Source organism: uncultured Bacteroides sp. (assembly GCF_958445495.1).
Lineage (GTDB): Bacteria > Bacteroidota > Bacteroidia > Bacteroidales > Bacteroidaceae > Bacteroides.
The window spans coordinates 1-24,189 of sequence record NZ_CAUCSQ010000030.1; the positions used below are offsets into that span (position 1 = coordinate 1).

Annotated in this window: 15 protein-coding genes; 10 read left to right on the forward strand and 5 right to left on the reverse strand. The window is 46.5% G+C overall.

From position 1 onward, the window contains the following. Both Q5076_RS11210 and Q5076_RS11215 read right to left on the reverse strand, forming a co-directional pair. Positions 1-281: type II toxin-antitoxin system HigB family toxin (locus tag Q5076_RS11210; protein ID WP_303013268.1), on the reverse strand; the 281-nt coding region annotated here is incomplete at its 3' end. Between the two features lie 172 nt (positions 282-453). Further along, positions 454-771 (reverse strand): HTH domain-containing protein, encoded by a 318-nt coding sequence (locus tag Q5076_RS11215; RefSeq protein ID WP_303013269.1) that lies wholly within the window; start codon positions 769-771, stop codon positions 454-456. Positions 772-1,120: 349 nt separating this feature from the next. Here Q5076_RS11215 and Q5076_RS11220 point away from each other — a divergent pair, with 349 nt between their 5' ends. From Q5076_RS11220 to Q5076_RS11230, 3 genes are all read left to right on the forward strand, one after another. Beyond that, on the forward strand, positions 1,121-1,645 hold the full coding sequence (locus Q5076_RS11220) for an HU family DNA-binding protein (RefSeq protein WP_303013271.1): 525 nt from the start codon (positions 1,121-1,123) through the stop codon (positions 1,643-1,645). 131 nt (positions 1,646-1,776) lie between these two features. Beyond that, complete coding sequence (locus tag Q5076_RS11225; protein WP_303013274.1) at positions 1,777-2,127, forward strand: hypothetical protein; 351 nt, start codon at positions 1,777-1,779, stop codon at positions 2,125-2,127. A 27-nt stretch (positions 2,128-2,154) separates the two neighbouring features. After that, positions 2,155-3,078, forward strand: coding sequence for an N-acetylmuramoyl-L-alanine amidase (locus Q5076_RS11230; RefSeq protein WP_303013276.1), 924 nt, complete (start codon positions 2,155-2,157; stop codon positions 3,076-3,078). 22 nt (positions 3,079-3,100) lie between these two features. Here Q5076_RS11230 and ung read toward each other — a convergent pair whose 3' ends face one another. Further along, positions 3,101-3,763: a uracil-DNA glycosylase gene (gene ung, locus Q5076_RS11235; RefSeq protein ID WP_303013278.1), complete on the reverse strand. Its 663-nt coding sequence runs from the start codon at positions 3,761-3,763 to the stop codon at positions 3,101-3,103. Positions 3,764-4,090: 327 nt separating this feature from the next. On the opposite strand from ung, the gene Q5076_RS11240 reads away from it, so the two are divergent. The 3 genes from Q5076_RS11240 (at position 4,091) to Q5076_RS11250 (ending at position 6,476) form a co-directional block, all read left to right on the forward strand. Next, positions 4,091-4,396: an RNA-binding protein gene (locus Q5076_RS11240; protein ID WP_303013284.1), complete on the forward strand. Its 306-nt coding sequence runs from the start codon at positions 4,091-4,093 to the stop codon at positions 4,394-4,396. Between the two features lie 418 nt (positions 4,397-4,814). Beyond that, the gene (locus Q5076_RS11245; protein ID WP_303013286.1) at positions 4,815-5,933 is read left to right on the forward strand and encodes a DEAD/DEAH box helicase; all 1,119 of its coding nucleotides are present in this window, start codon (positions 4,815-4,817) and stop codon (positions 5,931-5,933) included. Between the two features lie 57 nt (positions 5,934-5,990). Continuing rightward, positions 5,991-6,476, forward strand: a complete 486-nt coding sequence (locus Q5076_RS11250; RefSeq protein ID WP_303013288.1) for a cold-shock protein — start codon at positions 5,991-5,993, stop codon at positions 6,474-6,476. 142 nt (positions 6,477-6,618) lie between these two features. Here the strand turns inward: Q5076_RS11250 and Q5076_RS11255 are convergent, their stop codons facing one another. Both Q5076_RS11255 and Q5076_RS11260 read right to left on the reverse strand, forming a co-directional pair. Further along, complete coding sequence (locus Q5076_RS11255; protein ID WP_303013290.1) at positions 6,619-10,224, reverse strand: glycoside hydrolase family 2 TIM barrel-domain containing protein; 3,606 nt, start codon at positions 10,222-10,224, stop codon at positions 6,619-6,621. A gap of 115 nt (positions 10,225-10,339) precedes the next feature. Then, positions 10,340-14,269: a response regulator gene (locus Q5076_RS11260; RefSeq protein WP_303013292.1), complete on the reverse strand. Its 3,930-nt coding sequence runs from the start codon at positions 14,267-14,269 to the stop codon at positions 10,340-10,342. Between the two features lie 242 nt (positions 14,270-14,511). On the opposite strand from Q5076_RS11260, the gene Q5076_RS11265 reads away from it, so the two are divergent. The 4 genes from Q5076_RS11265 to Q5076_RS11280 all read left to right on the forward strand — a co-directional run bounded on the left by Q5076_RS11265 (position 14,512) and on the right by Q5076_RS11280 (position 24,168). After that, positions 14,512-17,847 carry a TonB-dependent receptor gene (locus Q5076_RS11265; protein ID WP_303013293.1) on the forward strand — a complete coding sequence of 1,112 codons (3,336 nt, stop codon included), beginning with the start codon at positions 14,512-14,514 and terminating at the stop codon, positions 17,845-17,847. 13 nt (positions 17,848-17,860) lie between these two features. Further along, positions 17,861-19,702, forward strand: a complete 1,842-nt coding sequence (locus tag Q5076_RS11270; RefSeq protein ID WP_303013296.1) for a RagB/SusD family nutrient uptake outer membrane protein — start codon at positions 17,861-17,863, stop codon at positions 19,700-19,702. Between the two features lie 32 nt (positions 19,703-19,734). Next, the gene (locus tag Q5076_RS11275; protein ID WP_303013299.1) at positions 19,735-21,681 is read left to right on the forward strand and encodes a DUF5006 domain-containing protein; all 1,947 of its coding nucleotides are present in this window, start codon (positions 19,735-19,737) and stop codon (positions 21,679-21,681) included. Positions 21,682-21,843: 162 nt separating this feature from the next. Next, positions 21,844-24,168 (forward strand): glycoside hydrolase family 20 protein, encoded by a 2,325-nt coding sequence (locus Q5076_RS11280; RefSeq protein ID WP_303013304.1) that lies wholly within the window; start codon positions 21,844-21,846, stop codon positions 24,166-24,168. The last annotated feature ends 21 nt before the right edge of the window (positions 24,169-24,189 follow it).

Here is a 24,189-nt window from a genome sequence, read left to right on the forward strand (position 1 = left end):
CAATCTATTTTATCATATTCTTTATGAGTACCAATAAAGCGAACATACACAAACTGAATGGTGAATTTAATCACTACTACCAAACGATAGTTATTGCCTTTGATGTTGAAAACATAGTGTTGATTGCCTACATTATCAACGCTATTAAATGTTTTCTTAACATCGGCAAAGCAAGTCCACTTGCTTCTTTTTACAATGGTAGTCCATTCTTGCAAAGCGACCTTTGAATCGGGATGGTTCTCTGCATATTCTTTTAATGCTTGTTCGGTAAATATTCTCATTGGTTACTCAATTATCGTGTGACAAAGATATGGATATAATTCTATAATTCAAAATTATATTCTGATATTTACAACTTGAAGAACTAAAATAGCATATGAAGTGATTATGGCCTGTCATCTTCATATGCTATTTTAGTTTTTAGGGACATTTACTGAATATCCCTCATTAATATTACTCTAATACTACCCATATCCCATCATTATCCTTGCCTTCGTGTTTCAGAATTCCACTCTTTTGCAAAGCGGAAAGGTCTCGTTCTATTGTGCGTTGGCTCACCGACAGCTTCTCTGACATTTGGCGACCACTAATTGTCGGAGACTCTTTGATGAGATTCAGTATTTTCTGCTGACGCTCAGTGATTTTCGTCTCTGACACGTCTCCGTCATTATCTCCGACATTTAGTTCATCCCTATACCCATCCAATGCTTTGGTCTCGTTGCAGATGCGTGTGAGTCCACTACCTCTTTTCTGTTGTATTAACCTTCCCAAATATCGAATCACCCAATCCAACATTGACTTGTCATGAAATTAGTTGGTACACATACTTTTGACCTTTAACCAAACGAAACGGCTTATGACCGGGTTTGCGGTAGTGGCGGTGTGTGATTGCCTGCCGGCTTCCGGACATGGTATTTGCTGATTTTATTCTCCCTTCTTTCCCTCTCTGTCGCTTTTTTCCGTGTATAAGCCGGTTAATTGGCTGTAAATGTCCGAAGAAAGGCCTGTGGAGCCGATAGTTCCTTGTCGTTTCATGTCCGGCAGATATGCCTCATCTTTGTACTGTTAACGTTAGCGAAGTGATAATTAAAACAGTATTCATTTAAAAAAGAAAAGTTTTATGGCGATTAGATTTAAAAGGGTTCAGCGTTTGTGCGACCCGACGAACAAAAAGGCAGGAAAAAGAGTGTATCCGGTGGTTTCTTACCAGTATGATACCAGTGCGACGCTGGATGAGTTTGCGAAAGATATTTCTTCTACTTCCGGGGTGAGCGAGGGTGAGACGATTAGTGTATTGAAGGATTTCCGTACGTTGTTGCGTAAGACATTGCTTTCGGGACGTTCGGTGAATATTAAGGGACTGGGGTATTTTTTTCTCGCTGCCCAGAGCAAGGGGACGGAGAAAGCGGAGGATTTTACTGTGGCTGACATCAGCGGCCTGCGGATTTGTTTTCGTGCGAATTCGGATATCCGTCTCTTTACGGGAACTTCGACACGCTCGGATGGGTTGAAGTTTAAGGATTTGGACCATATCAATGAGTCGAGCATACTGGACGGGGATTCGGACGGGGGAAGCGATACGCCCGCACCTGACCCGGACAACGGTTCGGGGGACAACGGTGAAGCCCCCGACCCGGCTGCATGACGGCGGGATAACCGGGAATTGCCCGGATTGGTTTGGAATGGGGCTTCGGCCTCATTCTTTCTTTACGGTTCTTTTAAAAGGGGACGTATCATCTTTCATATAAGGTTGATTTACAAATAATAAACGGGTGTATGCAAATAACTACAATCCTTGCTTTCATTACTGCTATGGGCGGGTTGGAAGCTGTGAAATGGGCGGTGAGATATATCACTTGCCGAAAGACGGAGGCGCGGAAGGAGGAGGCTTCTGTCAGCGGCTTGGAGGAGGAGAACCGCCGTAAGAAGGTCGATTGGCTGGAAGAACGCCTGACTTTGCGGGATGAGAAAATTGACGGGCTTTATGCTGAATTGCGGAAGGAACAGGAAGACAAGATTGACTGGATACATAAATGTCATGAGGTGGAGCTGGTGCAGAAAGAGTTGGAGGTGAAGAAGTGCGAGCTCAGGGGATGTGCGCAACGTATTCCTCCTTCGGATTATTGACGGGATTATTATTAAATAACAAAAGGCATGAGAAAAATAGATTCTATTATCATACATTGTTCGGCTACCAGGGCGGGGCTGGATTTTACTGCCGCGGACATTGACCGCTGGCATCGCGAACGTGGATTTAACGGTATCGGGTACCATTATGTTATCCGTCTGGACGGGAGACTGGAGAAGGGACGGGATATTTCTTTGCCCGGCGCGCATTGCAGGGGATGGAACGAACGGAGCATCGGGATATGTTATATCGGCGGATTGGACGGGAACGGGCAACCTGCGGATACCCGGACGAACGCTCAGAAAAGGGTGCTTTATCAGGTAATCATGGATTTGCAACGGGAGTATGAGGTGTTGCAGGTATTGGGGCATCGGGATACTTCGCCGGATTTGAATGGGGACGGGGTGATTGGGCCTGACGAATATGTGAAGACTTGTCCTTGTTTTGACGTGAGGAAGTTTTTACGGAGCGGGAGGGCTTTGCTGTTTGTATGGTTATTGGCTTGGGTTGTTCCGGTGTTCTTGTCGGGGTGCGGGAGCAAGAGAGAGGTGGTGGGCAGGAGTTACGGGCTTACGGCGGATTCGAGTTCCCGGACCGGTTTGAAGAAAAAGGCTGTCGGGCGGGTGTGTATGTCGGAAGGGGATTCGGAGCTTGTGGAGGAACATATCGAACAGGTGGCTTTTGTGTTTGCTGCGGATACGCCTGGGGAAAGACGGAGGGCGGTGGTAAAGACTGTGACGGACCGGAAACGGGGAAGGGAGAAATTACGGCTTTCAGGGAAATTGCTGGAGGAGGAAAGCGTATCGTACGCGGATTCCGAGGCGGGAACCCGGATACGGGAAACTGAAAGGACGGTGGAGGTGGCAAGGGGGAAAGGGCGCTGGAAGGCTGTTCTTTTCCTGTCTGCTTTGGCTGCCGTGTATTTATTTTACAGACGGAAAAGAGGGTGACGGCAGGTATTTCTTTTTTAACTTACCAATCGATTTCTTCTATTCCTTTACTTCGTAGAAAAGCGTTTGCTTTGCTGAAATGTTTGCAGCCGAAGAATCCGTGTTCGGCAGAACGGGGAGAGGGATGGGTGGCTGTCAGCACCAGGTGTTTGCCGGTGTCTATCAGGGAGAGTTTTTCTTTTGCGTAGCTTCCCCAGAGCATGAATACCAGGTTTTCCCGTTCGTCGCTCAGCTTTCTGATAACCGCGTCTGTGAAGGTTTCCCATCCCATATTCCGGTGAGAGCCTGTTTCGTATGCGCGTACGGTGAGGACGGAGTTCATTGAGAATACTCCTTGCGCTACCCAGCGGTCCAGATTGCCGGAAGCGGGAACCGGTTTTCCGATGTCCTGATGTATCTCTCTGAATATATTGGCTAATGAGCCAGGGATGGCGACGCCGTCCGGAACGGAGAAGCAGATGCCGTAGTATTGGCCGGGATTGGGGTAGGGGTCTTGTCCGAGAATGACGACTTTTACTTTTTCGAAGGGGCAGGAATTGAATACATGGAAAATCTGACGGCCGGGAGGGAGGATGTGGGCGCGCCCGTATTCGCTTTTGACGAATGCCACCAGTTTTTCGAAATATGGTTTGTCAAACTCTTCTTGCAGCCGTTGTCTCCAGCTTTCTTCTATTCTAACATTCATACAGTCCGTCTCCGATTGGTTATGCTCCGGCAAAAATAGGTATATTGCGGCAATTTATCAAAAATGAACGGGGGAATTGGGACGGATGGACTGTTTTTGATTGTTTTACATGCTAATAAATGATAATAAACGTCTTTCTTACGAAAAAGAAGGAGGAAAAACGTATTTATCCGATTAATTAGATTACCTTTGTTCCCAGAGTTTGAGTTACGAATTATTATTGTGCAGTTCTCCTTTATAATATATTATTTAGATTATTAGCAAGTAGTCCTCTTCTTTAATTATCCTCCTCACTCCAATTTAGTATTTATTTTAATAAAATTTTAAATGAACATTTACATTTCAGGTTTAAGTTATGGCGTTAATGACGCTGACTTAACAAATTTATTCGCAGAGTTTGGAGAAGTTTCTTCGGCTAAAGTTATTTTTGACAGGGAAACGGGCAGATCCAGAGGATTCGCATTCGTGGAAATGACGAATGACGCAGAAGGACAAAAGGCTATTGACGAATTGAATGGGGTTGAATACGACCGGAAGGTTATTTCGGTAAGCGTTGCGCGCCCACGTGCCGAGAAGCCTGCTTATGGCGGCGGTAACCGTGGCGGCGGCTATAACAATTCCAGAAGATATTAATATTCGGGTGAGGCTGTTCAAAAAGCGGTAGGAGAGAAGATTCGCCTCTGTCGTTGGCGGCAGTAAGGAGGAGTGGAAAATCCGAGCCTTTTCGAACAGCCTCATTGATAAGTTGTTCCCGTTTCACGATTCAACGGGGCACTCTCCGGCCGACGGGGAAAAATAAGAATCGTTTTACATTTAAGTCCTGCTAATTCTGGCTCTTCTATGCAATATCAGGGGTTTCCGGTCCTGTACTTTTCATTCTGAAAATAGATTTATTAGACTTTCTTGTAATATCGTACTCTATCAGGAAACAGAGTAAAGTTTAATAAGTATAATCATACGCCGTATCGATTATGGAACCGCTTTAGCCATCAGTATGGATGGCGATGTGCATGTCGGTTTTATTCTTTCAGGTGCGGCAAAAATAACATTTATGACATTTAAAGAATTAAATATAATGGAGCCTGTTTTAAGGGCTATTAAGGAAAAAGGATATACGATGCCCACTCCGATTCAGGAACAGGCGATTCCCGCCGCATTGGCGAAAAGGGATGTGTTGGGGTGTGCGCAAACCGGGACGGGGAAGACCGCTTCGTTTGCGATACCTATTATCCAGCACTTGCAGATGGACAGGGAACTTGACGGACGTAAGGGTATCAGGGCTTTGATTTTGACACCTACCCGTGAGCTTGCCTTGCAGATTAGCGAATGTATCGACGATTATGCAAAATATACCCGTATCCGCCACGGGGTTGTTTTCGGCGGGGTGAATCAGCGTCCGCAGGTGGATATGCTGCGCAAGGGGATTGATATATTGGTGGCTACTCCGGGACGTTTGTTCGACTTGATGGACCAAGGGTATGTGTGCCTGGACGGCGTAAGGCATTTTGTCCTTGACGAGGCGGACCGCATGCTCGACATGGGATTTATCCATGACATAAAACGGATTTTACCGAAGTTGCCTAAGGAAAAGCAGACTTTGTTTTTCTCTGCTACCATGCCCGGCACGGTTGTTGCCTTGACGGATTCTTTGTTGAAGAGGCCGGTGAAGATTAGCATAACTCCCGAATCGCCTGCCGTGGATGCAATCAAGCAGGTGGTTTATTACGTTGAAAAGAAAGAGAAAAGCCATTTGCTGGTTTCTATCCTGCAGAAATCGGAAGGTCAGTCTGTCCTTGTGTTTTCACGTACGAAGCATGGAGCTGATAGAATCGTGAAGGTGCTGGGAAAAGCGGGGATAGGGGGCCAGGCTATCCATGGGAACAAGAGCCAGGCGGCGAGGCAGTCGGCATTGGGTAATTTCAAGTCGGGGAAGACGCAAGTGATGGTGGCTACCGATATTGCTTCCAGGGGGATTGATATCAATGAATTGCCGTTGGTTATCAACTATGACTTGCCCGATGTACCGGAGACTTATGTGCATCGTATCGGGCGTACCGGAAGGGCGGGAAATACGGGGACTGCGCTGACTTTCTGCTCGCAGGAAGAGCGCCAACTGGTTCATGATATCCAGAAACTGACCGGTAAGAAATTGAATAGAGGGGTTCTGTAGGACGGAGCTCTTTTGAATCATTCATTTATAAACGAGTATGAATTAAATATAGATTATATGGCAAAATCCATGACTGTTGGCAAACGTGAAAATGAGAAGAAGAGGCTCGCTAAACGAGAGGAGAAATTAAAGAAGAAGGAAAGCAGGAAAATGTCGGGTAAGGCAAATCGTTTTGAGGATATGATTGCTTACGTGGACGAGAACGGGATGATTACTTCAACCCCGCCTGCGGAGAATATCAAGAAGGAGGAGATTAATCTTGACGAGATTGCTATCGCGACGCCTAAGAAGAAGGAGGAGGAAGCGGTCGTTTTGAGAGGACGGGTGGAATTTTTTAATGAGGCCAGGGGATTTGGATTTATTAAGGAGCTTTCCGGAGTGGAGAAGTATTTTTTTCATGTGAACAATATCATTGGTAGTATTGCTGAGAATAGTATAGTGACATTTGACCTTGAACGCGGTGTGAAAGGGATGAATGCCGTCAATATCTGTTTGGAGAATGGACCTGAAGTGAAAGAGCCCGTCCGGGACGGGCTCGTATAGGTAAAGATATAGTTTTCCGTTCTTTTTTTTAGTTGGAGGCTGACCGGTAAACAGGTGGATGTACGGTTTTCTTTCTTCTCGAATGTGAGGGGAAGAACCGGGTTGCCTGTTTTCGGCTCAGCCTTTTTTGTTTTCCGTTTTATCAGCGGATGGCGCTGATACGTAGTTTATAATCGAATGTTTTTAACGGTATCTGATATTTCTTGAGTGTTTCCGGACCGCAACTGGCGTTTCCGATGCCGCGTAGGGCGGCGTCCAGATGCAATACGATGTAGGGGCGTTTGTTCAATTCCCAGGCGTGTTGTGTATTCATAAGGTCTTGGTCGGTGTAACGGAGGGCGGAGAATGAGACATTGCCTTCCGTTTGAATCTTGATTCCTCTTCCTTGGGCGTCTTTGAATTCCAGCTCTCTTACTCCTTCACGGTTTCCCATGGACTGGGGTTTCACATACGGTTCTTCCATCTGGTCTACGGTGGTGGCATATCTGCCAATCATGCATCCTTCTTTACGGTCCGGATAGTTTTCATAGGGCCCGTAGGCATAGTAATCCACATTTCCCAATGTCGAATCGAGCAGGCACACGAGTCCGCAACGGCGGAGTTTGTCGGTTTGCGGCGTGAATTGGGAATGGATGTCCAGCGTGCCGTCGGGGGTGAAGGTATATGTGATGTCGGTGTCGCACAATTTTCCTTTTCTGACAGTCTTTACAATGACATTTCCTTTTTCTTTGGAGACTGTGCACGAGCCTTGGGGAAGCAGGCCGTTTTCCGTGTTTTGGAAGCGGTCGTTTTCTATCCATCTGTGGTTGTCGTACAGGAAGCCTCCTTGCGCGCTCAGGATGTTTTTCCCTTTTATCTGCAACTGTGTCATTTGTCCTGTCTCTTCATTGAAGAGGGCTGTGATGTTGTTGTTGCTGATTTCTATCTGTTTGTCTCTGGCGGTTATCTCCAGTTTGTCTTTGCTCTTGCGGGCATGGAGCGCCGGAAGATTTTTTCTGGGCAGCAGCTCATATTGTTGTTGGGCTATGGTGTGGTAGGCGTTTGCCCATGTGCTGGGATTGCATTGCCGGACGAAGAGGTTAATCATTACTTCGTTCCCTTTCTTTTCGGCTTTTGCGATGTTGGCAGACAGTTTGAGCGTTACGGTCAGGGAGTCGCCGGGCAGTATCTTATCGAGTTGCATGCTGTCGCTTTTTACGATTTTCCCGTTTTCCACGGTTTCCCATTTGAGGTCGGAAGCGTCCAGGGCCAGGAAGTTGTAGCGGTTGATGAGCTTAACCGTTGCCTGGTTGCGTTTGCTGTCTTTTTCCAGAAGTTTGAAGTCGATGTATTGATAGACGGCTTTTACTTCTTTCAGCTTGGACGACTCTGTCCGTGTGGCGGGTATAATGCCGTTTGAGCAGAAGTTACCTTGGTGAGGGCCGGGGAAATCATATCCTGTGTGTAGCCTGTATATCCCTTTTTTGATTTCCGCCGGTTCGTAAATGGCCTGGTCTACCCAGTCCCATATCGCTCCTCCTATGGTTGAGGTGCTGTTTGTTATGCTGTTCCAGTATTCTTTCAGGTTGCCGATGGCGTTTCCCATCGCATGGGCGTATTCGCATACGAACAGGGGCTTTTCGAATTTGCTTACGTGGGTGTCCATCCATTCCATGCTGGGGTACATCTTGGAATAGAGGTCGCTGAACCGGTTTCCGCCGTATGATTTTCCGTCACGGGTTCCTTCGTAATGGATGGGGCGGCTGTCCAGTTGCCGGGCTGCTTCGTAGCATGCCTGGAAGTTGCTTCCTCCTCCGGCTTCGTTGCCCAGGCTCCAGAATATGATGCTCGGATGGTTACGGTCGCGCAAGACCATGCGGTCTATGCGGTCGACGAAGGCCGGTATCCATGAGGGCATGTCGCTGATGGATTGGTTGGCATGGTCTTCGAGGTCTGCTTCGTCCATCACATACAGCCCGTAGTAGTCGAACATGGCGTACATTTTCTCGTCATTCGGATAGTGGGATGTCCGGATGGTGTTTATGTTGTTCTGTTTCATCATTAACACGTCTTGCAGCATTGATTCGGTGGGGACTGCACGGCCGTAGACGGGATGTGTGTCATGCCGGTTCACTCCTTTGAAGAAGACCCGTTTTCCGTTGACATATACCAGCGATTCTTTGATTTCTATTTTCCGGAAGCCGTATTTGGTAGAGAAGGCCATTTCGTCTTTTCCGTCTTTTTGCTGGATGATATGCACTGTATAGAGATTGGGGGTCTCCGCTGTCCATGCAGAGAGGTTGTCCAGTTTGAAGGAGGTTTTTATCTCGGCAATGCTGTCTTGGGGCTTGTAGTATATGTTTTCCTTGTTTTCTGCAATCTTTTTCCCTTGGGGGTCTAACAGTCTGACAATGATTTCTTTTTTCCCTTGTGCCTTGTCACGGTTGTCCAATGTCATTTGCAGGGTCATTGTGCCGCTTCGGTAGCCGGATTCCGCGTCGAGCGAGGAAGTGATGTAGTGGTCGCGTATGCTGACGGAGGGGGTATTGTACAGATATACGTCCCGGAATATGCCGCTCATACGGAACATGTCCTGGCATTCCAGATAGGAACCGTCGCACCAGCGGAACACTTGCACGGCAAGGCGGTTGTTCTTTTTCCTGAGGTATTTGGTCAGGTCGAATTCCGCTACATTGTTCGAGCCTTGCGTGTAGCCGATGTATTTGCCGTTGAGGTAGATGAGCGCTGCACTGTAGATGCCTCCGAAATGAATGAACGTGCGTTGTTTGTCCCAGTTGTCCGGCAAATCGAAGAAGCGTATGTAGGAACCTACGGGGTTGATTCCGTAGTTTTTTCCGTTGTCATTGAATCCTTTGCGGGCATTGATGTAGGGAGGGGTGTTGGAATGCGGATATTCCACATTGGCGTAAATCGGACGGTCGTATCCTTGCATTTCCCAATTGGAGGGGACCGGAATGGTGGCCCATTGGGAAATGTCGTAGTCTTCTTTATAGAAATCGACCGGGCGCGAGGAAGGATTGTCGACGAATTTGAAGAACCAGTCGCCGTTTAACAGGCGGAAGGTCTTGCTGTTGTTGTTTAACCACGGTTTATGATAGAAATCCGTGTCGGCAATCATTTCTTTCTCGGAAGGGTAGGGGATGTAGGTGGCATGTCCCGTTTCTTTGTTGTCGGCGAAAAAGGTTTCGTCTTCCCAGGGGACTTTGTTCTTGGCTTGCCTGTCGTTGTTTTTTTGCGGGACTGTTTGCTCGCTTTTCCTGAACAGGAAGAGGGTTTCTTTGTCTTTTTTTATCTTTTGCTTTTCTTCCAGCCTGATTGCACCGCTCTCGTTGCAGACCAGAATCAGTTCCGGTGCATTGGTCGGAGAGAGCTGGAAGTAGTTTCCTTTTTGTGTGATGTTCCATAGTTGGGCTTCGTCGGAACCGTTGTTTTCCGTGATTTCGGGATGCCGGTTTTCTATCTTCGCACGGATGGCTTTGTTTTCATAGGGGTTTATGATGCGGAAACTTCCGGACAGGTCGTTTATATTCCACAATTGCAGGGAATCGGTCTGATTCTGCATCAGGACCAGAGACGTGTTTCCGTTTTTGAAGCCCAGCGCCTTGTCTGAATGCAGGGACGGGCAAATCCGGTATAAGGAATTTTTGCCGAACGGGCTCTGGGCTTTACTGTTTGCCGCAGTTATCATGCTTAGCAAGCATGTCAGAAAAAGATAATAGTGGAGTTTGTTTCGGATCATAAATTTCATGGTTTAATGGATTATGATTTAAGTTGTCTTTTAAAGTTCCAAATATAGTCGCTTTTAAGAAAAGTAGAATCCAAAAAACATTATTTTATTTCCAAAAATATTCCGAATGTACCGTTTATTGTCTTTTTCTTTCGTTCCGGTCTTTATATTGTGTGGGAGTCTGTCCCGTATGTTGTTTGAATACCGTGCTGAAATAGCGCGAGGTGGTGAACCCGACCTGTTCTGCTATTTCTGCAACGGACAGCCCGCCTGTCTGGATTAGGAGGATTGCTTTTTCTATTCTGATTTTATTGATGTAATCGTTCAGCCCTATCCCGGTGATTGCTTTTAGTTTGTTGTACAGCGAGGTGCGGCTCATGCCTATTTCCTGGCAGATAAAAGGCAGGCCGAGTTTGGCATTGCCGATATTTTCTATGATGATATTGTTCAGTTTGAGCAGGAAGTTCTCGTCTGTCGAATTGAAGGTTTGCACCTGGGTTTCTTGCGGCAGAAGGGGGTGGGTGAAGCGTTGTTTTATGTCTTCCCTGGCTTTTAGCTTGCTCCGTACTATTTCCAGCAGGGTGTCTATGTCGAATGGTTTTGCCAGAAAACCGTCGGCTCCCAGTTGATAGCCTATTTTCTGGCTTTGTTCTTCGCTTTTGGCTGTGAGCAGGATGACGGGGATGTGGCTGTAGTTGATATCGCTTTTCAGTTGCCTGCAAAGCTCGTAACCGTTCATGTGGGGCATCATTACGTCACTGATGATGATGTTCGGGATTTTTTTCTCCAGCAGTTCCAACGCTTCTTTTCCGTCGGACGCCGTATATACGTTTCTGAATTTGTCTTGGAGCGCTTTTTCCATGAACTCCAACAGTTCCGTACTGTCGTCTACCAGAAGGATGTCGGTTTGTCCGGTATCGAAGATTTCGGTATGGGTGGGGGAGAATGGTATGTAATCCGGCGTAGTCAGCTCATTTAAATAGGCTTTGGACTCGCAAATCGTCTGCCCGGCTTGTATGTCGGAGGGCAGTTCGAAGAAGAAGGTGGCTCCTTGTTTTTCATTATCGACAGCGCCTATGCTTCCTCCGTGAAGTTCTACTAATATCTTGGAGTATGCCAGGCCTATCCCTGTTCCGTAGTTTTCTTCGCTTCCTTGATAGAAACGTGTGAATAATTTTTGAGGGTCTACTCCTGTGAGCCCTGTCCCCTGGTCAATGACTGATATCCGTACGGTATTTCTTTCCGTAAATTCTGACGTTATACGGATGGTGTTTCCCCGTGAACTGTGTTTTACCGCATTGGTGAGCAGGTTCGTCAGGATGATGTTGCATTTTCTCTTATCGAAATTGATGTTTCCTATTTCGGGGGAGGTCTCTATTTGGATTTCAATTCCCTGGACTTCGGCTTCGCTGGTGAAGTCGTCGGCTATTTCATGAATCCATTCGTTGACGTTATGGGACTCTATTTTCAGGTTGTCTTCTCCTACTTCCATCTTCCGCAGGTCCAGAACCATATTAATCAGTTCTTTCATCCGGCTGGTCTGCCTGTATATCCTGCTCAGGTCCAGAAAGTTGCTGTCGGTGGCCTGCATTTTTTGCAATATCCGTTTTAATGGCGCGTATATCAGTGTCAGAGGGGTGCGCAATTCGTGGCTGATATTGATGAGGAAACGTACTTTTTCTTCATAAATGTCTCGTTCGCGCTCTTTCATGAGTATTTTCAGTTTGTTTTTGTGTCTGTGTATCAGGGTGGTGGCAATGATTAGGATGATGCAGGTTACGAAAAGGCTGCATGAGAGCGCGAACCACCACGTTTTCCACCAGGGCGTCAATACGTCGATGGCGGCTATTTGGACGGGGGAGCTCCATTTTCCGTCGCGCATGTTGCATGAGGCGTATAGGGCGTATTGTCCTGTGGGCAATAGGGGTAAGACCAGGGTAGGGGAATAGGATTCGATTTGCTGTTCTTCTTTTCCTGCCTTGAAGAAATACCTATATATCTTTTCTCGGAAGATATCGTTTTCCAATGAGGTTATCTGTATCTCCAGCGTTTTGCTCCTATACGGTACTTTAATCATGGGATTTTCTTTATCGATATAGACTGCTCTTCCGTCAATCTTTACGTTGGCTAGTTTGATTTCCGGCTCTTCGGATATTTTGATGTCGAAGTCTTTATCGATACACAGAAGTCCCTGGGTTCCGCCGATATAGATGTCTTGTTGCGCGGTTATCAGGTGCGGTATCTCTAAGAAGTCATTGGGGATGACTCCGTCGGATTCTCCGAACATCGTGAAGCTGTTTTCATCGATGAGATAGGCGAACAGCCGGTGGTTGTCCGTGCCGAGCCAGACTTTTCCTTTATTGTCGCAAATGGCTGCGGTGGCTTCTTTAAATAATGTGGTGGGCAAATGGGTGAATTGTTTGTCTTTTAAGGAAAGCCTGGCTAATCCGGCATTCGTCGCAATCCAGATATTTCCGGTTGAGTCCATAGAGGCGGAATTGATTTTCATTTGCTGCGGAATGCGGAAATAGGCTTCCATAAGGGTGTCTCCTTTGTTAATTTTGTATATGCTGTGCTGGTTATGTACGAGTACATAGTCTCTGGTTGCGACGATGGGAGAGAAAAAGCTGGTGTTGTGCGGTTCCGGAATCATAATCTGTTCCGTGCTTTTGGAATAGGGCTTGTACCTGTACAGGTTTGTTCCCAGCAGCAACAGGTCTTTATTGGTTTCGTTGAACAGATTGACTATTTTGCCTGTGTAGAGTATTTCGTTGTTGACTCCTTTTTCTTTGATGGCGTAGGGGGAGATGCGGCCGTTCTTTTTATTGAACAGGAACAGTCCTTTTGAATAAAGGGATAATAGAAGTTCCGAGTCGGAATAGGAGGCGATGGAGGCTATTTTCATGTTCCGCGTTTGCGGGTAATAGGTGAATTCTTGTTTTTCTGTGTCGAATGAGTTCAATCCTCCTCCGTCTGTTCCGATCCATATCACGGATTTTTCCCTGGGTGTTTGGTACAGGCATAGTACGGTGGGGTTGCTCAACCCGTACCGGTTGTTCGTATCGGTATATGTCCTGATGGAACCTTGCCGTATATTGATGGCTCCGTTGCGTATGCTTCCCGCCCATATATTGTTGTCGCTGTCATTGTACAGGCATTGTATGGAGTTGGTCGGCAACGAATGATTGTTGCCCGGTATATGCGACAAGACCTGGATGTTCCCGTTTTCCGGATTTAGGATGTTGATGCCTCCTCCGTCTGTCCCAATCCAGATTAACGAGTCTTTTTCCGTCATGCTTAAAACGATGTCGTTGCTCAACCGGGAGTTTTGCGTATTGTAGCGCGCTATCTCTTTTCCTGTGTTATCGAAGCATAGTATTCCCTGGTTGTAACCTGCAATCCATATTCTTTTTCCGGTGTCGATGAAAATGCAGGAGATTTCTTTGGGACAATCGAAAAGCGAACGGGAGGTTTCTTTGCTGGCCGTGTCCAGGATGAAAAAGCCTTCTTTATTGTTGCTGCATATCAGTCTTTCTCCGTCAATCTGTTGCAACTGGTCTATGACGAAGCGTCTGGAGGTTTTAAGGGTCTTGAATGTTTCTATCTTCCGGCTTTCGTATCGGAATCTGTAAATTTTATTTTCTCCTCCGATGAAGAATCCGTCTTCCGTCATGCATATGCTGTATGTCGCTATGCTTTTTCCCGACTCATTTTTTATGTCGGTAAAAGCGTCTTTATCCTGGTCATATAATACCAGGGCGGAACCGGTTAGTGCCCAGAGATTTTTTTCTTTATCACAGATTATCTGATAGACCGTGTTGTCCGGCGCATTCGGATTGTTATACAGTTCGTAATGTTTCAGCTCGTTTCCGTCGAACCGGTATATGCCTTTGGGAGTTCCGAACCAGATGTTGTTACGTTCTTTATAGATGCATCGTACATTTGAAGGCAGTCCTTCTTTTTGCGAAATTTGCTTATATGCATATTGTTCTGCATAGAGGAATCCGGAATATATGGTGAATAATATAAGGATGGATAACGGTCTGAAAAAGGTGGAATTCCTCATGATATATTGTTCTATTTTAACGTTAATTTCGTTTCAAAAATAAATATTCCATCGAAGATGAAAAAATAAATAAGGTAATTTTTATATTTCGATGTCCAAAAAAGTGCTTGGCATGTCCAAATTTTACCACTTTTCTTGTCTGTGATTATTTTTAGACTCTAAAAGTTCATTTTTGCTCTTTTCCTTATTCTTTAAACCGTAGCTTTGGAGACGGAATAGAAATGTTATTTTAAATTTAATTCATGAAAAAAAGTATGGTAAGGAAGAAGTTTATATCCCTTCTTTTAATACCTCTACTTAGTCTGCTGACGGTAGTTAATGCTTTTGCTCAGCAAGTAGTGGTAACCGGTCAGGTAACCGATAACTCAAATTTCGGGATGCCGGGTGTAAATGTTCAAGTTAAAGGTACTACAACTGGAGTTATTACTGACATTGACGGTAATTATTCTATTACTGTGCCTAGTTCTAAATCTGTTTTGGTTTTTTCTTTTGTCGGTTATTCAACCCAGGAAATCCAAGTTAAGAATCAGACGAAAATCAATGTTTTATTGAAAGAGGATACGCAGGCTTTGGATGAGGTGGTCGTTGTCGGTATGGGTACGCAGAAACGCAGTACGATTACTGCTGCTGTGGCAACGGTGGACCAGGAGGCTATTGTGAATCGTCCGGTTACTGATGTGACGAGCGCGTTGCAAGGAAATGTGGCGGGTTTGAATTTTGCTTCCGACGGAACGGAAAGCGGTACCGGAGGTGAGTTGGGCGGAGAGATTAAATTCAATATCCGCGGTATCGGTTCTATCAACGGCGGCGAGCCTTACGTATTGGTGGACGGTGTGGAACAAAGCATGCAGAATGTGAACCCTGCCGATATTGAAAGTATTTCTGTCTTGAAAGATGCTTCTGCAGCGGCCGTGTACGGAGCCCGTGCGGCTTATGGCGTGGTGCTGGTGACTACGAAGAGCGGAAAACAGGATAAGGCCCGCGTGACTTACCGCGGTTCTGTCGGTTTAAGCGCTCCTATCAATATGCCCCGCATGATGAATTCTTTGGAATATGCCAATTATAAGAATGCATATCAGTCTGCTATCGGGGAGAAGGCTCTTTTCTCACAGGAAACGATTGATTTGATGTATCAGTTCATGCAGAATCCGTACAGTGAGAACTTGCCGGGAGTATTACCCAATACCGAGAATACGGGCTGGCGTACGGGTGAGGCGATGTATGCCAATACGGATTGGTTTGATTATTATTATAAGAATAGCTCGTTGCGGCATTCTCATAATCTGAGTATTTCGGGAGGGTCTGAAAAGATTACGTATTATATAGGTTTGGGTTATACGTATCAAGGCGGTTTGCTTGAACGGATGGAGGATTCTTTGGATAAGTATAATGTAAACACGAAACTTCAAATGAAGACTAACGACTGGCTGAAATTCAATTTCAATAATAACCTGACTTTGAATTTAATATCCAGGCCGTTGCCGAACATGTCTATCCTTTATCATAATATTGCCCGTTCTGCTCCTAATGCCGCCGTGCGCGTGCCTGTTGCCGGACAGTATGATATTCCGGACTGGAATGAATCTTTATATTTGAGTAATGTGAATTACAACCAGAACCGAATTTCGGATGCTATGACGATGTCTGCTACGATAACCCCTTTGAAAGGGTGGGATATTATCGGCGAAATGAAAGTGCGTTTTGATGTGGAGAACGATGAGTTCTTGCAGAGACAACCGCGTACGACACGCCCTGACGGGACGATTGATGATGTGAAGTCTCCCAGGCAGGGATATTCTTATCCGGGAATTGATTATCTGAATTCCCAATGGGGTTCGATGACCCGTGGAAATGACTTCAATTATTATTTGTCTCCTGCGATTAATACGTCTTATACCAACCAGTGGGGAGACCATTTCTTTAAAGGTATGGCGGGATACCAGATGGAAGTGCAGAATAATTCCAGTATGTATGCTTATAAGGACGGCATAATGAGTGACGATACGTATTCGTTCGATAACGCCAACGGAAAGGTATATAACGGGGAAGCCCGCGAACATTGGGCTACGATGGGATTTTATACCCGTTTGAACTGGAACTACCAGAATATTTATTTTTTGGAGTTCAGCGGACGTTATGACGGTTCTTCCCGTTTTGCTCCGGGCAACCGTTGGGGGCTTTTTCCTTCTTTCTCTGCCGGATATGACATTGCACGTACGGATTATTTCCAGAAATTGAAATTGCCGGTTTCCCAATTGAAGGTGCGTATTTCTTACGGTCGCCTGGGTAACCAGAATGGGGCGGGCTTATACGATTACTTGAGTTTTATGACTTTGAAACCGGAATATTCTTCCGCATGGTTGCTTCCGGGGATGAATTCCACTACTCCTTCCAGGGGAACGGTGGCTCTGACGCCGGCTATGGTTAGCCCTGATATTACTTGGGAAAAGGTGGATAATGCGAACTTGGGTATAGACTTGTCCATGTTTGACGACCGTCTGACGGTGACTGCCGATATTTATCAACGTGTGACACGGGATATGATTGGTCCGGCTGAGGCAATCCCGGAAATGGGAGGTATCGCGGTAGACCAGCGTGCTAAAGTAAATAATGCCACTTTGCGCAACCGTGGTTGGGAATTGTCCGTAAACTGGCACGACCAGTTGAAAAACGGATTCAGTTACGGGGTTGGTTTCAATATCTTTGACTACAAGGCTGTCGTTACCAAATACAACAACCCGGAGGGATTGATTTATAATAACCATACGGGTCTGGAACGCAATAAGGGGTATTATGAAGGTATGGACTTGGGAGAAATCTGGGGGTATCAGGCCGATGATTTGTTCCTGACGAACCAGGAAGTGGACGCTTACCTGCAGAATGTGGACATGTCTTTCTTTAAACCTAACGACAGTTGGCAACGCGGTGATTTGAAGTATATAGATTCGAACGGCGACGGCAAGATTGATCCGGGAAGCGGAACGTTGTCCGATCACGGTGACTTGAAGATTATAGGGAATACTACTCCCCGCTATTCGTTCGGTTTGAATTTGAATGCAGGGTATAAAGGGTTTGAAGTCTCTGCTTTGTTCCAGGGGGTAATGAAACGCGATTACCCGATGTCGGCAAGTACTTATTTGTTCAGCGGCAATTCCAACTTCTTCAAGGACCATCTGGACTACTGGAACGTGGATAATCCGGGAGGGTGGTTGCCGCGCCTGACCAGGTCCGGCTCACAGGATTATAATGCCAACGTGGGTTACAACACTACCCGCTATTTGCTGAATGCCGCTTATATGCGTTTGAAGAACTTGATGGTTTCATATACCTTTAACAAGAAAATCACCAAAAAGCTCGGTCTGGAGAATTTGAAGGTTTATTTTACTTGCGATAATTTGTTTACCATCGATAATTTGCCCGGTGTTTTCGACCCTGAAACGCTTAATCAGGTTAATACATGGGCCGGCGGCAGTAACGAGACTGCTCCGGGATTGACTTCTCCGATGAATGAGAACGGTAACGGAAAGGTGTACCCGCTGAATAGGAACTTTGTGTTTGGTGTAGATTTTACTTTTTAAATAATTAATATCCATGAAAAGAAAATATATAATGGCTATTGCTGCCGCTTCGATAGTTGCGCTTTCGGGCTGTTCTGATTTTTTGGACAGGGAGCCTTTGACACAGCCGGAGGCTACTACTTTTTTATCAGGTGCGACTCAGGTGGAGAATTATATTAACGGGCTTTATATTTCCCTGCCGTCGTTTAACCAATGGGGGATGGGAACCAGAGGTGAAGAGAAAAACAGTGACAATATTGTCGCAGAAGAATATGATGTCCGTTTAAGCGGTCAGAACAACCAGTTTAGCGGGACCTCGGATTGGCAAACCGGTTATCAGAATTTGCGTGAGGTGAACTATTTTTTCCATTACTACGGAATTCCGGAATCGCTGGAAACGGAGGATGTGCTTTCATTGAAAGGGGAGGCTTACTTCTTGCGCGCTTACTGGCATTTCTATTTGTTGAAGAAATTCGGTTCCATACCTGTGATGGATGATTTCTGGGACGGAAACGCCACGGTGGCGGGATTGCAGATTCCGGCGAAGACGCGCGGAGAGGTGGCTAAATTTATTCTGGAGGATTTGAACACTGCAAAGGGGCTGTTGCATCCGCGCAGCAAATATGCCGGTCTTCGTATCAATCGGGAAGCTGCAATGACGTTGGCTATGAATGTGGCTCTTTTTGAGGGTTCATGGGAAAAGTATCATGCAGGAACGGATTTTGCGGCGAAGGATGCCAACGGAAACAATGTTGACGAATCTGCCTACTTTTTCGGTGAGGTCCTGAAATGGGGAGATGAGTTGTTCCAGTCCGGCATTGGCCTGTACACGGGCGGAAATGATGCGGAGGAACCGGGAAGTTCGTATGCGGCTCTGTTTAACAACACTGATTTGTCGAATATGGATGAGGTTTTGTTGTGGAGGAAGTATTCGGATGCCGACGGGGTTTCCCATTCCGTGAACGGCAACCTGAAAGCCGGGGTCGTAGATACGGAGGGTGCGGCCGGCGTAACCCAGGAGTTGGTTAATAACTATTTGTATGAAGACGGGAATTTCATTAATCCTGCGGATGATGACTTTAAGGATTTCAAAAAAATGTTTGAAGGACGTGATCCCCGTTTGTTGCAGACTATCATGCATCAGGGGGCTAAATGGGCTTCTGTGGCGAACAACAATACGAAACCGATGAATCTGGAAGTATATTCGGACGAGACGAAGGACCGCATCAGTGCGCCCAAACTGGCCGGGGAAGGCAATACCCGTTCATTGACCGGCTATCATATACGTTTGGGAATCGATACGACTTATGTCAGTGGAAATGGCGAGACTGCATTGCCTATCATCCGTTATGCCGAGGCTTTGTTGGCGTATGCCGAAGCGGCAGAGGAGTTAGGTTCTTGCTCTTCGGATGTGATGGACAAGACAATCGGTGAATTGCGCAGGCGTGCGGGAGTTCATTTTGATAAGTCTGTGTCATTCGCGACTGATCCTAATTTTACCGCTTTCGGTTATACACTGACGCCCAACATGCAGGAGATTCGTCGTGAACGTCGTTCTGAATTGGCTTTGCAGGGTTTCCGCCTGGACGACTTGATGCGTTGGAGAGGACATATGTTAATTGTGAATAAGCGTGGTAAGGGGGCGTATATCGGTTATGACAAGGAGGAAGGTTCTACCTTGTATAATGCCTACAGCCCGTCTGACCAGCAGATTATCCGTGAACGATTGACCTTGGACGAGGAAGGATGGGCCGACCCGATGGCAGGGCTTTTGCCGGGCGGATATCAATTTCAGGCAAACAGGGATTATTTGTTGCCGATTTCTCCGTCGGAACTTGAGTTGAACAAGACCCTGAAACAGAATCCTAATTGGTAATAGGAAGAACATGATTAAAAATGGAAACTGATATGAAGAATATTATATATAAATGGTTGCCGGCCTGTCTTTTGGTATTGTCTCTGGCCGGTTGTAAGGAAGATACGATAACGCTTTCTATTGGTGCGGAACAGAAATTGACGACGGAAATCAGTACGTCGAGTGCGGTTTTTGGCGAAAAGGTGGTTTTTACCGTGAAGCTTGACGGAATGGACAATACGACGCAAACCATGCAGGAGGATATCGATGTTACTTTGACTTTCTCCGGTACGGTCGGTGAAGGGGATGAAAAGAAGAATGTGGCGGCTTCGGACGTGTTTGTCGATTTTACGGATAAAATCCATTTGCATAAGGGAGACCAGCAGGGGTTTGTGGAATTTACGGTGAAGGACGGGATGGCCGACTACCCTGTGGATATCACGTTGAAGGCTTATGCCAGAGGATACCAGATTAGCCCGGCGGAACGTACTTTGGTGGTTTCCGACAAGCATTATACGGTGATGTCTTTGAAAAACAACTCGGATTTTTCTGTAAGGGAAGGCAGTTCTTTTATTTTGGTTGCGACTGTCGGCAGCCTGGCGAAGGAGGATGTCGTCATCAATATTACTCCCGACGAAACGGGGGCGTTTGAGGATTTGCCCGAATCGATGGTTGTGAAAGCCGGTTTCCGCACGGCGGAATCGGACCCTGTCAAGATAAAGCGCCAAGAGGGGAATAATATTTATGATTCCGCTAAATTGCGGTTTAGCGGAAGCTCGGAGGTGCATCCGGTATATGAGGAGGAAATGACGATTACGATTGTCGACCTGGACGGGGATTTGGGTGAGCCGTTTGAAGATGAACGTTATGTATATATCGACCCGGATCAGATTTTTTATTCGGAAGACAGTGAGGCGGAAGTTATGGTTTGGGATATGACTAAGAAAACTGACGGTTTGTTGATGAAGTTGAATGATCCGCATCCGAATGAAGAATTGGCCGCTAAGGGCTGGAAGTTCTTGAATTCTCTGGAGTTCCACCCGATTAAGTCTTTGACGGCAGGAGACGGGGAACCTAACGAATGGGACAACCGCGTGCCTCGTTACATGGCAATGCAGGCTGTGGAGAATACGCAGGTTTATCAGGCGATGAACAATGAGAAGTATTCCAATATGACGGAAGAGGGATATCTGATGATGTGGAGTGCGTACGACCCTGGATTACAGATTACGGAAGCGGGTTCCGGTACGCGGGATTATGGAGTTGCCGGATTCTATGCGAATAAATTTAAAGGCGGAAATGCCGTGAATGATACGTGGGAGTCTTCCAATGTCCGTATTTTGCCGGGTACACGCATAGAGATAAGAATGCGTTTGAGGGGAGAAAAGCGTACTTTCAATGCTGCTTTGTGGACTCAGGGCAACCGGGATGCCGGTGATAATGCGGTGCAATGGTCTGCTTACGGCGAATGTGATATTTTGGAAAATCCGGCAAGCGGCAATAGTGACAATGCGGCATGGCAGACTTTCCACTGGGCCGACAATCCCGACCAGGAAACGCAACAGGACAATCATAATCCTAACAACGGAGGCAAGCAGCTTGCCAACATGGATGAGTTTAATATTTACTGGCTTGAATGGAGGGACAATGAGGAAATCGCTATGGGTATCAATGGCTCCGAACAAGTGACGATTCGCTTTTCCGACTATCCGAACAAGTATAACCATTGGCCGTTTTCCGATACGTTTAATTCCGAAGGCATGCATTTGTTGCTCACGTTCGGTTGCGGAAGTGATTGGGCTTTAGGAAGCAAGGGCTTGTCGGAAGAGGAGATGAAGGCTGAAATTGATAAGACGTTGAAGAATATCCCTTATGCAGGCAGCAAGACGAACAGCAATACTCCGCGCATGGAAATTGACTGGATACGTTTCTATAAAACGGATAATTATCTGTATAAAGGAAACGGCGTTGTGACATGGAAGAATTATCCGATGTATTAACTCTTTTTCAATAGGGATACGATTTATATGGAAAACATGAATCCCGGAACATTTTCTGTCGTTTATGCTTCGGGATTTATGTAATGAAAGGTATTCCTGAAAAAATATGCTGGAATAAAATGTTTGATAATGAGAGTTCTATCAATAATTAGCTGTTGAATAATGAATAAAAAAAGACTCTTGAGATATTTGATATTTTCTGTTTCCGTCCTGGTATTGTCTTCGTGCAAAACCGGTGTGAAGGAGAAAGCGGATATCGTGCCTCTCCCTGCAGACCTTGTACAGGGAAGTGGATATTTTACGTTTACTTCTAACACGACTGTGGCAGTGGAGGATGAAGAACAGGCTACGGTGGCGGCTTATCTGGCGGGGCTTTTTACGAATTCGGCGGGATTTACGCCGCATGTGAAAGTCGGAACGTCAAAAGGGGACTTGCGTTTCTTGAAGGATACCGCTTTACAGAGCGGGGCTTATGATTTGCATGTTTCCACGGATGGCATAGAGGTGAAGGCTTCTGACAATAAGGGGTTCTTTTATGCTGTCCAGACGCTTCGCCTGGCTCTGCCGGCCGCCATAGACAATCCTTCGGTAACGGATGCGGATTGGAGTGTTCCCGCTATGTCCGTGACGGATAGACCGCGCTTTGAATATCGGGGGCTGATGCTTGATGTGGCCCGTTATTTTATGCCTTCGACGGAAGTCATGCGTATCATAGATTGCATGGCTATGTTGAAGTTGAACACTTTGCATCTTCATCTGTCGGACGATACGGGTTGGCGTTTGGAGATTAAGCGTTATCCCCGTTTGACGGAGATAGGAGCGTGGAGAGTGGACAGGGGCGACCTTCCTTTTTATGAACGTCGGAATGCCCTCCCCGGCGAGACTGCTTCTGTCGGCGGATTTTATACGCAGGAGGAAATGAGGAAGATTATTTCCTATGCGGCTGAAAGGCAGATAGAGATTATTCCGGAGATTGACATGCCGGCGCATTCCAATGCTGCTCTGGCGGCTTATCCTGAGTTGGCGTGTCCGGTGGTGAAGGTTCCCGTGACTGTTTTGCCCGGATTGGGCGGACGGAATACGGAGATTATTTATTGTGCCGGAAACGATAAGGTCTTTGAGTTTTTACAGGGAGTGGTTGATGAGGTGACGGAATTGTTTCCTTCGCAATATATACATTTGGGAGGTGATGAGGCTGTGAAGACATATTGGGAAAAATGTCCTTTGTGCCGGGAACGCATGAGAACGGAACATCTGGATGATACGGAGGATTTGCAGGGATATTTTATGGGGCGCGTAGCGGAGTATGTCAGAGGTAAAGGAAAGAAGGTGATGGGTTGGGATGAACTGACAAATAGCACAATTCCTGAGGACGCGGTGGTTTTCGGTTGGCGGGGATTCGGCAATGCGGCTCTTAAAGCTGTCGAGGCGGGACATCGTTTTGTCATGACTCCGGCGAGGGTCATGTACCTGATTCGTTACCAGGGGCCGCAATGGTTTGAACCTTTGACTTATTTTGGCAATATTACCTTGAAGGATGTTTATGATTATGAACCGGTGCAGGAGGGGTGGAAACCGGAATACGAATCCCGCCTGATGGGAGTGCAGGCTTCCATGTGGACGGAATTCTGCAATAGGCCGGAAGATGTGACTTATCAGATTTTTCCCCGTTTAGCGGCTTTGGCGGAGACTGCTTGGTCGCCTAAGGGGAGGAAGGACTGGAATTCGTTCTTGAAGAGACTGGATAAGTATCTTGCCCATCTTGATGCCAAAGGTGTCGTTTATGCGGAATCGATGTATAATGTGCAGCATAAGGTGGTCCCGCAAAAGGGACAGTTGATTGTCAAACTGGAATGTATTCGTCCGGATGTGGAGATTCGCTATACGCTCGACGGCAGCGAACCGGGACCGGATTCTCCTTTGTACCGGGACTCGTTGTCGGTCGATACGGCACAGACTTTAATGTGCGCCGCTTTTTCCGGTCATGAACGGAAAGGGAAGGTCTTACGGCTTCCTCTGATTCGTAATAAGGCGACGGGAAAACCTGTATTGGGGGGCAACGCGAACGGACGGTTATTGACGAACGGTGTCCGCGGAAGTTTGAGGCAGTCTGATTTTGAATGGTGCACATGGGATAAATTGGATAGGGCTTCTTTTACGATAGATTTGCTGGATGTTGAGGATATTTCGAAAGTGAGTGTAGGATGCCTTACTAATTATGGAATGGCTGTGCATAAACCGCGGTCTTTGGCGGTGGAACTGTCGGAAGACAACCTGCATTTCGTAAAAGCGGGTGAGATGGCTTTTACACCGGATGAGATTTTTCGCGAAGGTAACTTTATAGAAGATGTGTCCTTCGAAATAGGGAATAAAAAGGCTCGTTATATACGTATTACGGCTATCGGGGCGGGTAAGTGCCCTCCTTCTCATTTCATGCGTCCGGGACAGGACGCCCGTTATTATCTGGATGAAGTGATGGTGGAATGAATCGTAATTTAGCAGTATGAG

What these genes read in the sequence shown, in the direction of transcription:
- Q5076_RS11250 (WP_303013288.1), top strand. Translation starts at nt 5,991, where the DNA reads ATGGCAAAATCCATGACTGTTGGCAAACGTGAAAATGAGAAGAAGAGG.
- Q5076_RS11245 (WP_303013286.1), top strand. Translation starts at nt 4,815, where the DNA reads ATGACATTTAAAGAATTAAATATAATGGAGCCTGTTTTAAGGGCTATT.
- Q5076_RS11255 (WP_303013290.1), bottom strand. Translation starts at nt 10,224, where the DNA reads ATGAAATTTATGATCCGAAACAAACTCCACTATTATCTTTTTCTGACA.
- Q5076_RS11225 (WP_303013274.1), top strand. Translation starts at nt 1,777, where the DNA reads ATGCAAATAACTACAATCCTTGCTTTCATTACTGCTATGGGCGGGTTG.
- Q5076_RS11265 (WP_303013293.1), top strand. Translation starts at nt 14,512, where the DNA reads ATGAAAAAAAGTATGGTAAGGAAGAAGTTTATATCCCTTCTTTTAATA.
- Q5076_RS11275 (WP_303013299.1), top strand. Translation starts at nt 19,735, where the DNA reads ATGAAGAATATTATATATAAATGGTTGCCGGCCTGTCTTTTGGTATTG.
- Q5076_RS11260 (WP_303013292.1), bottom strand. Translation starts at nt 14,269, where the DNA reads ATGAGGAATTCCACCTTTTTCAGACCGTTATCCATCCTTATATTATTC.
- Q5076_RS11240 (WP_303013284.1), top strand. Translation starts at nt 4,091, where the DNA reads ATGAACATTTACATTTCAGGTTTAAGTTATGGCGTTAATGACGCTGAC.
- Q5076_RS11270 (WP_303013296.1), top strand. Translation starts at nt 17,861, where the DNA reads ATGAAAAGAAAATATATAATGGCTATTGCTGCCGCTTCGATAGTTGCG.
- Q5076_RS11230 (WP_303013276.1), top strand. Translation starts at nt 2,155, where the DNA reads ATGAGAAAAATAGATTCTATTATCATACATTGTTCGGCTACCAGGGCG.
- Q5076_RS11280 (WP_303013304.1), top strand. Translation starts at nt 21,844, where the DNA reads ATGAATAAAAAAAGACTCTTGAGATATTTGATATTTTCTGTTTCCGTC.
- ung (WP_303013278.1), bottom strand. Translation starts at nt 3,763, where the DNA reads ATGAATGTTAGAATAGAAGAAAGCTGGAGACAACGGCTGCAAGAAGAG.
- Q5076_RS11220 (WP_303013271.1), top strand. Translation starts at nt 1,121, where the DNA reads ATGGCGATTAGATTTAAAAGGGTTCAGCGTTTGTGCGACCCGACGAAC.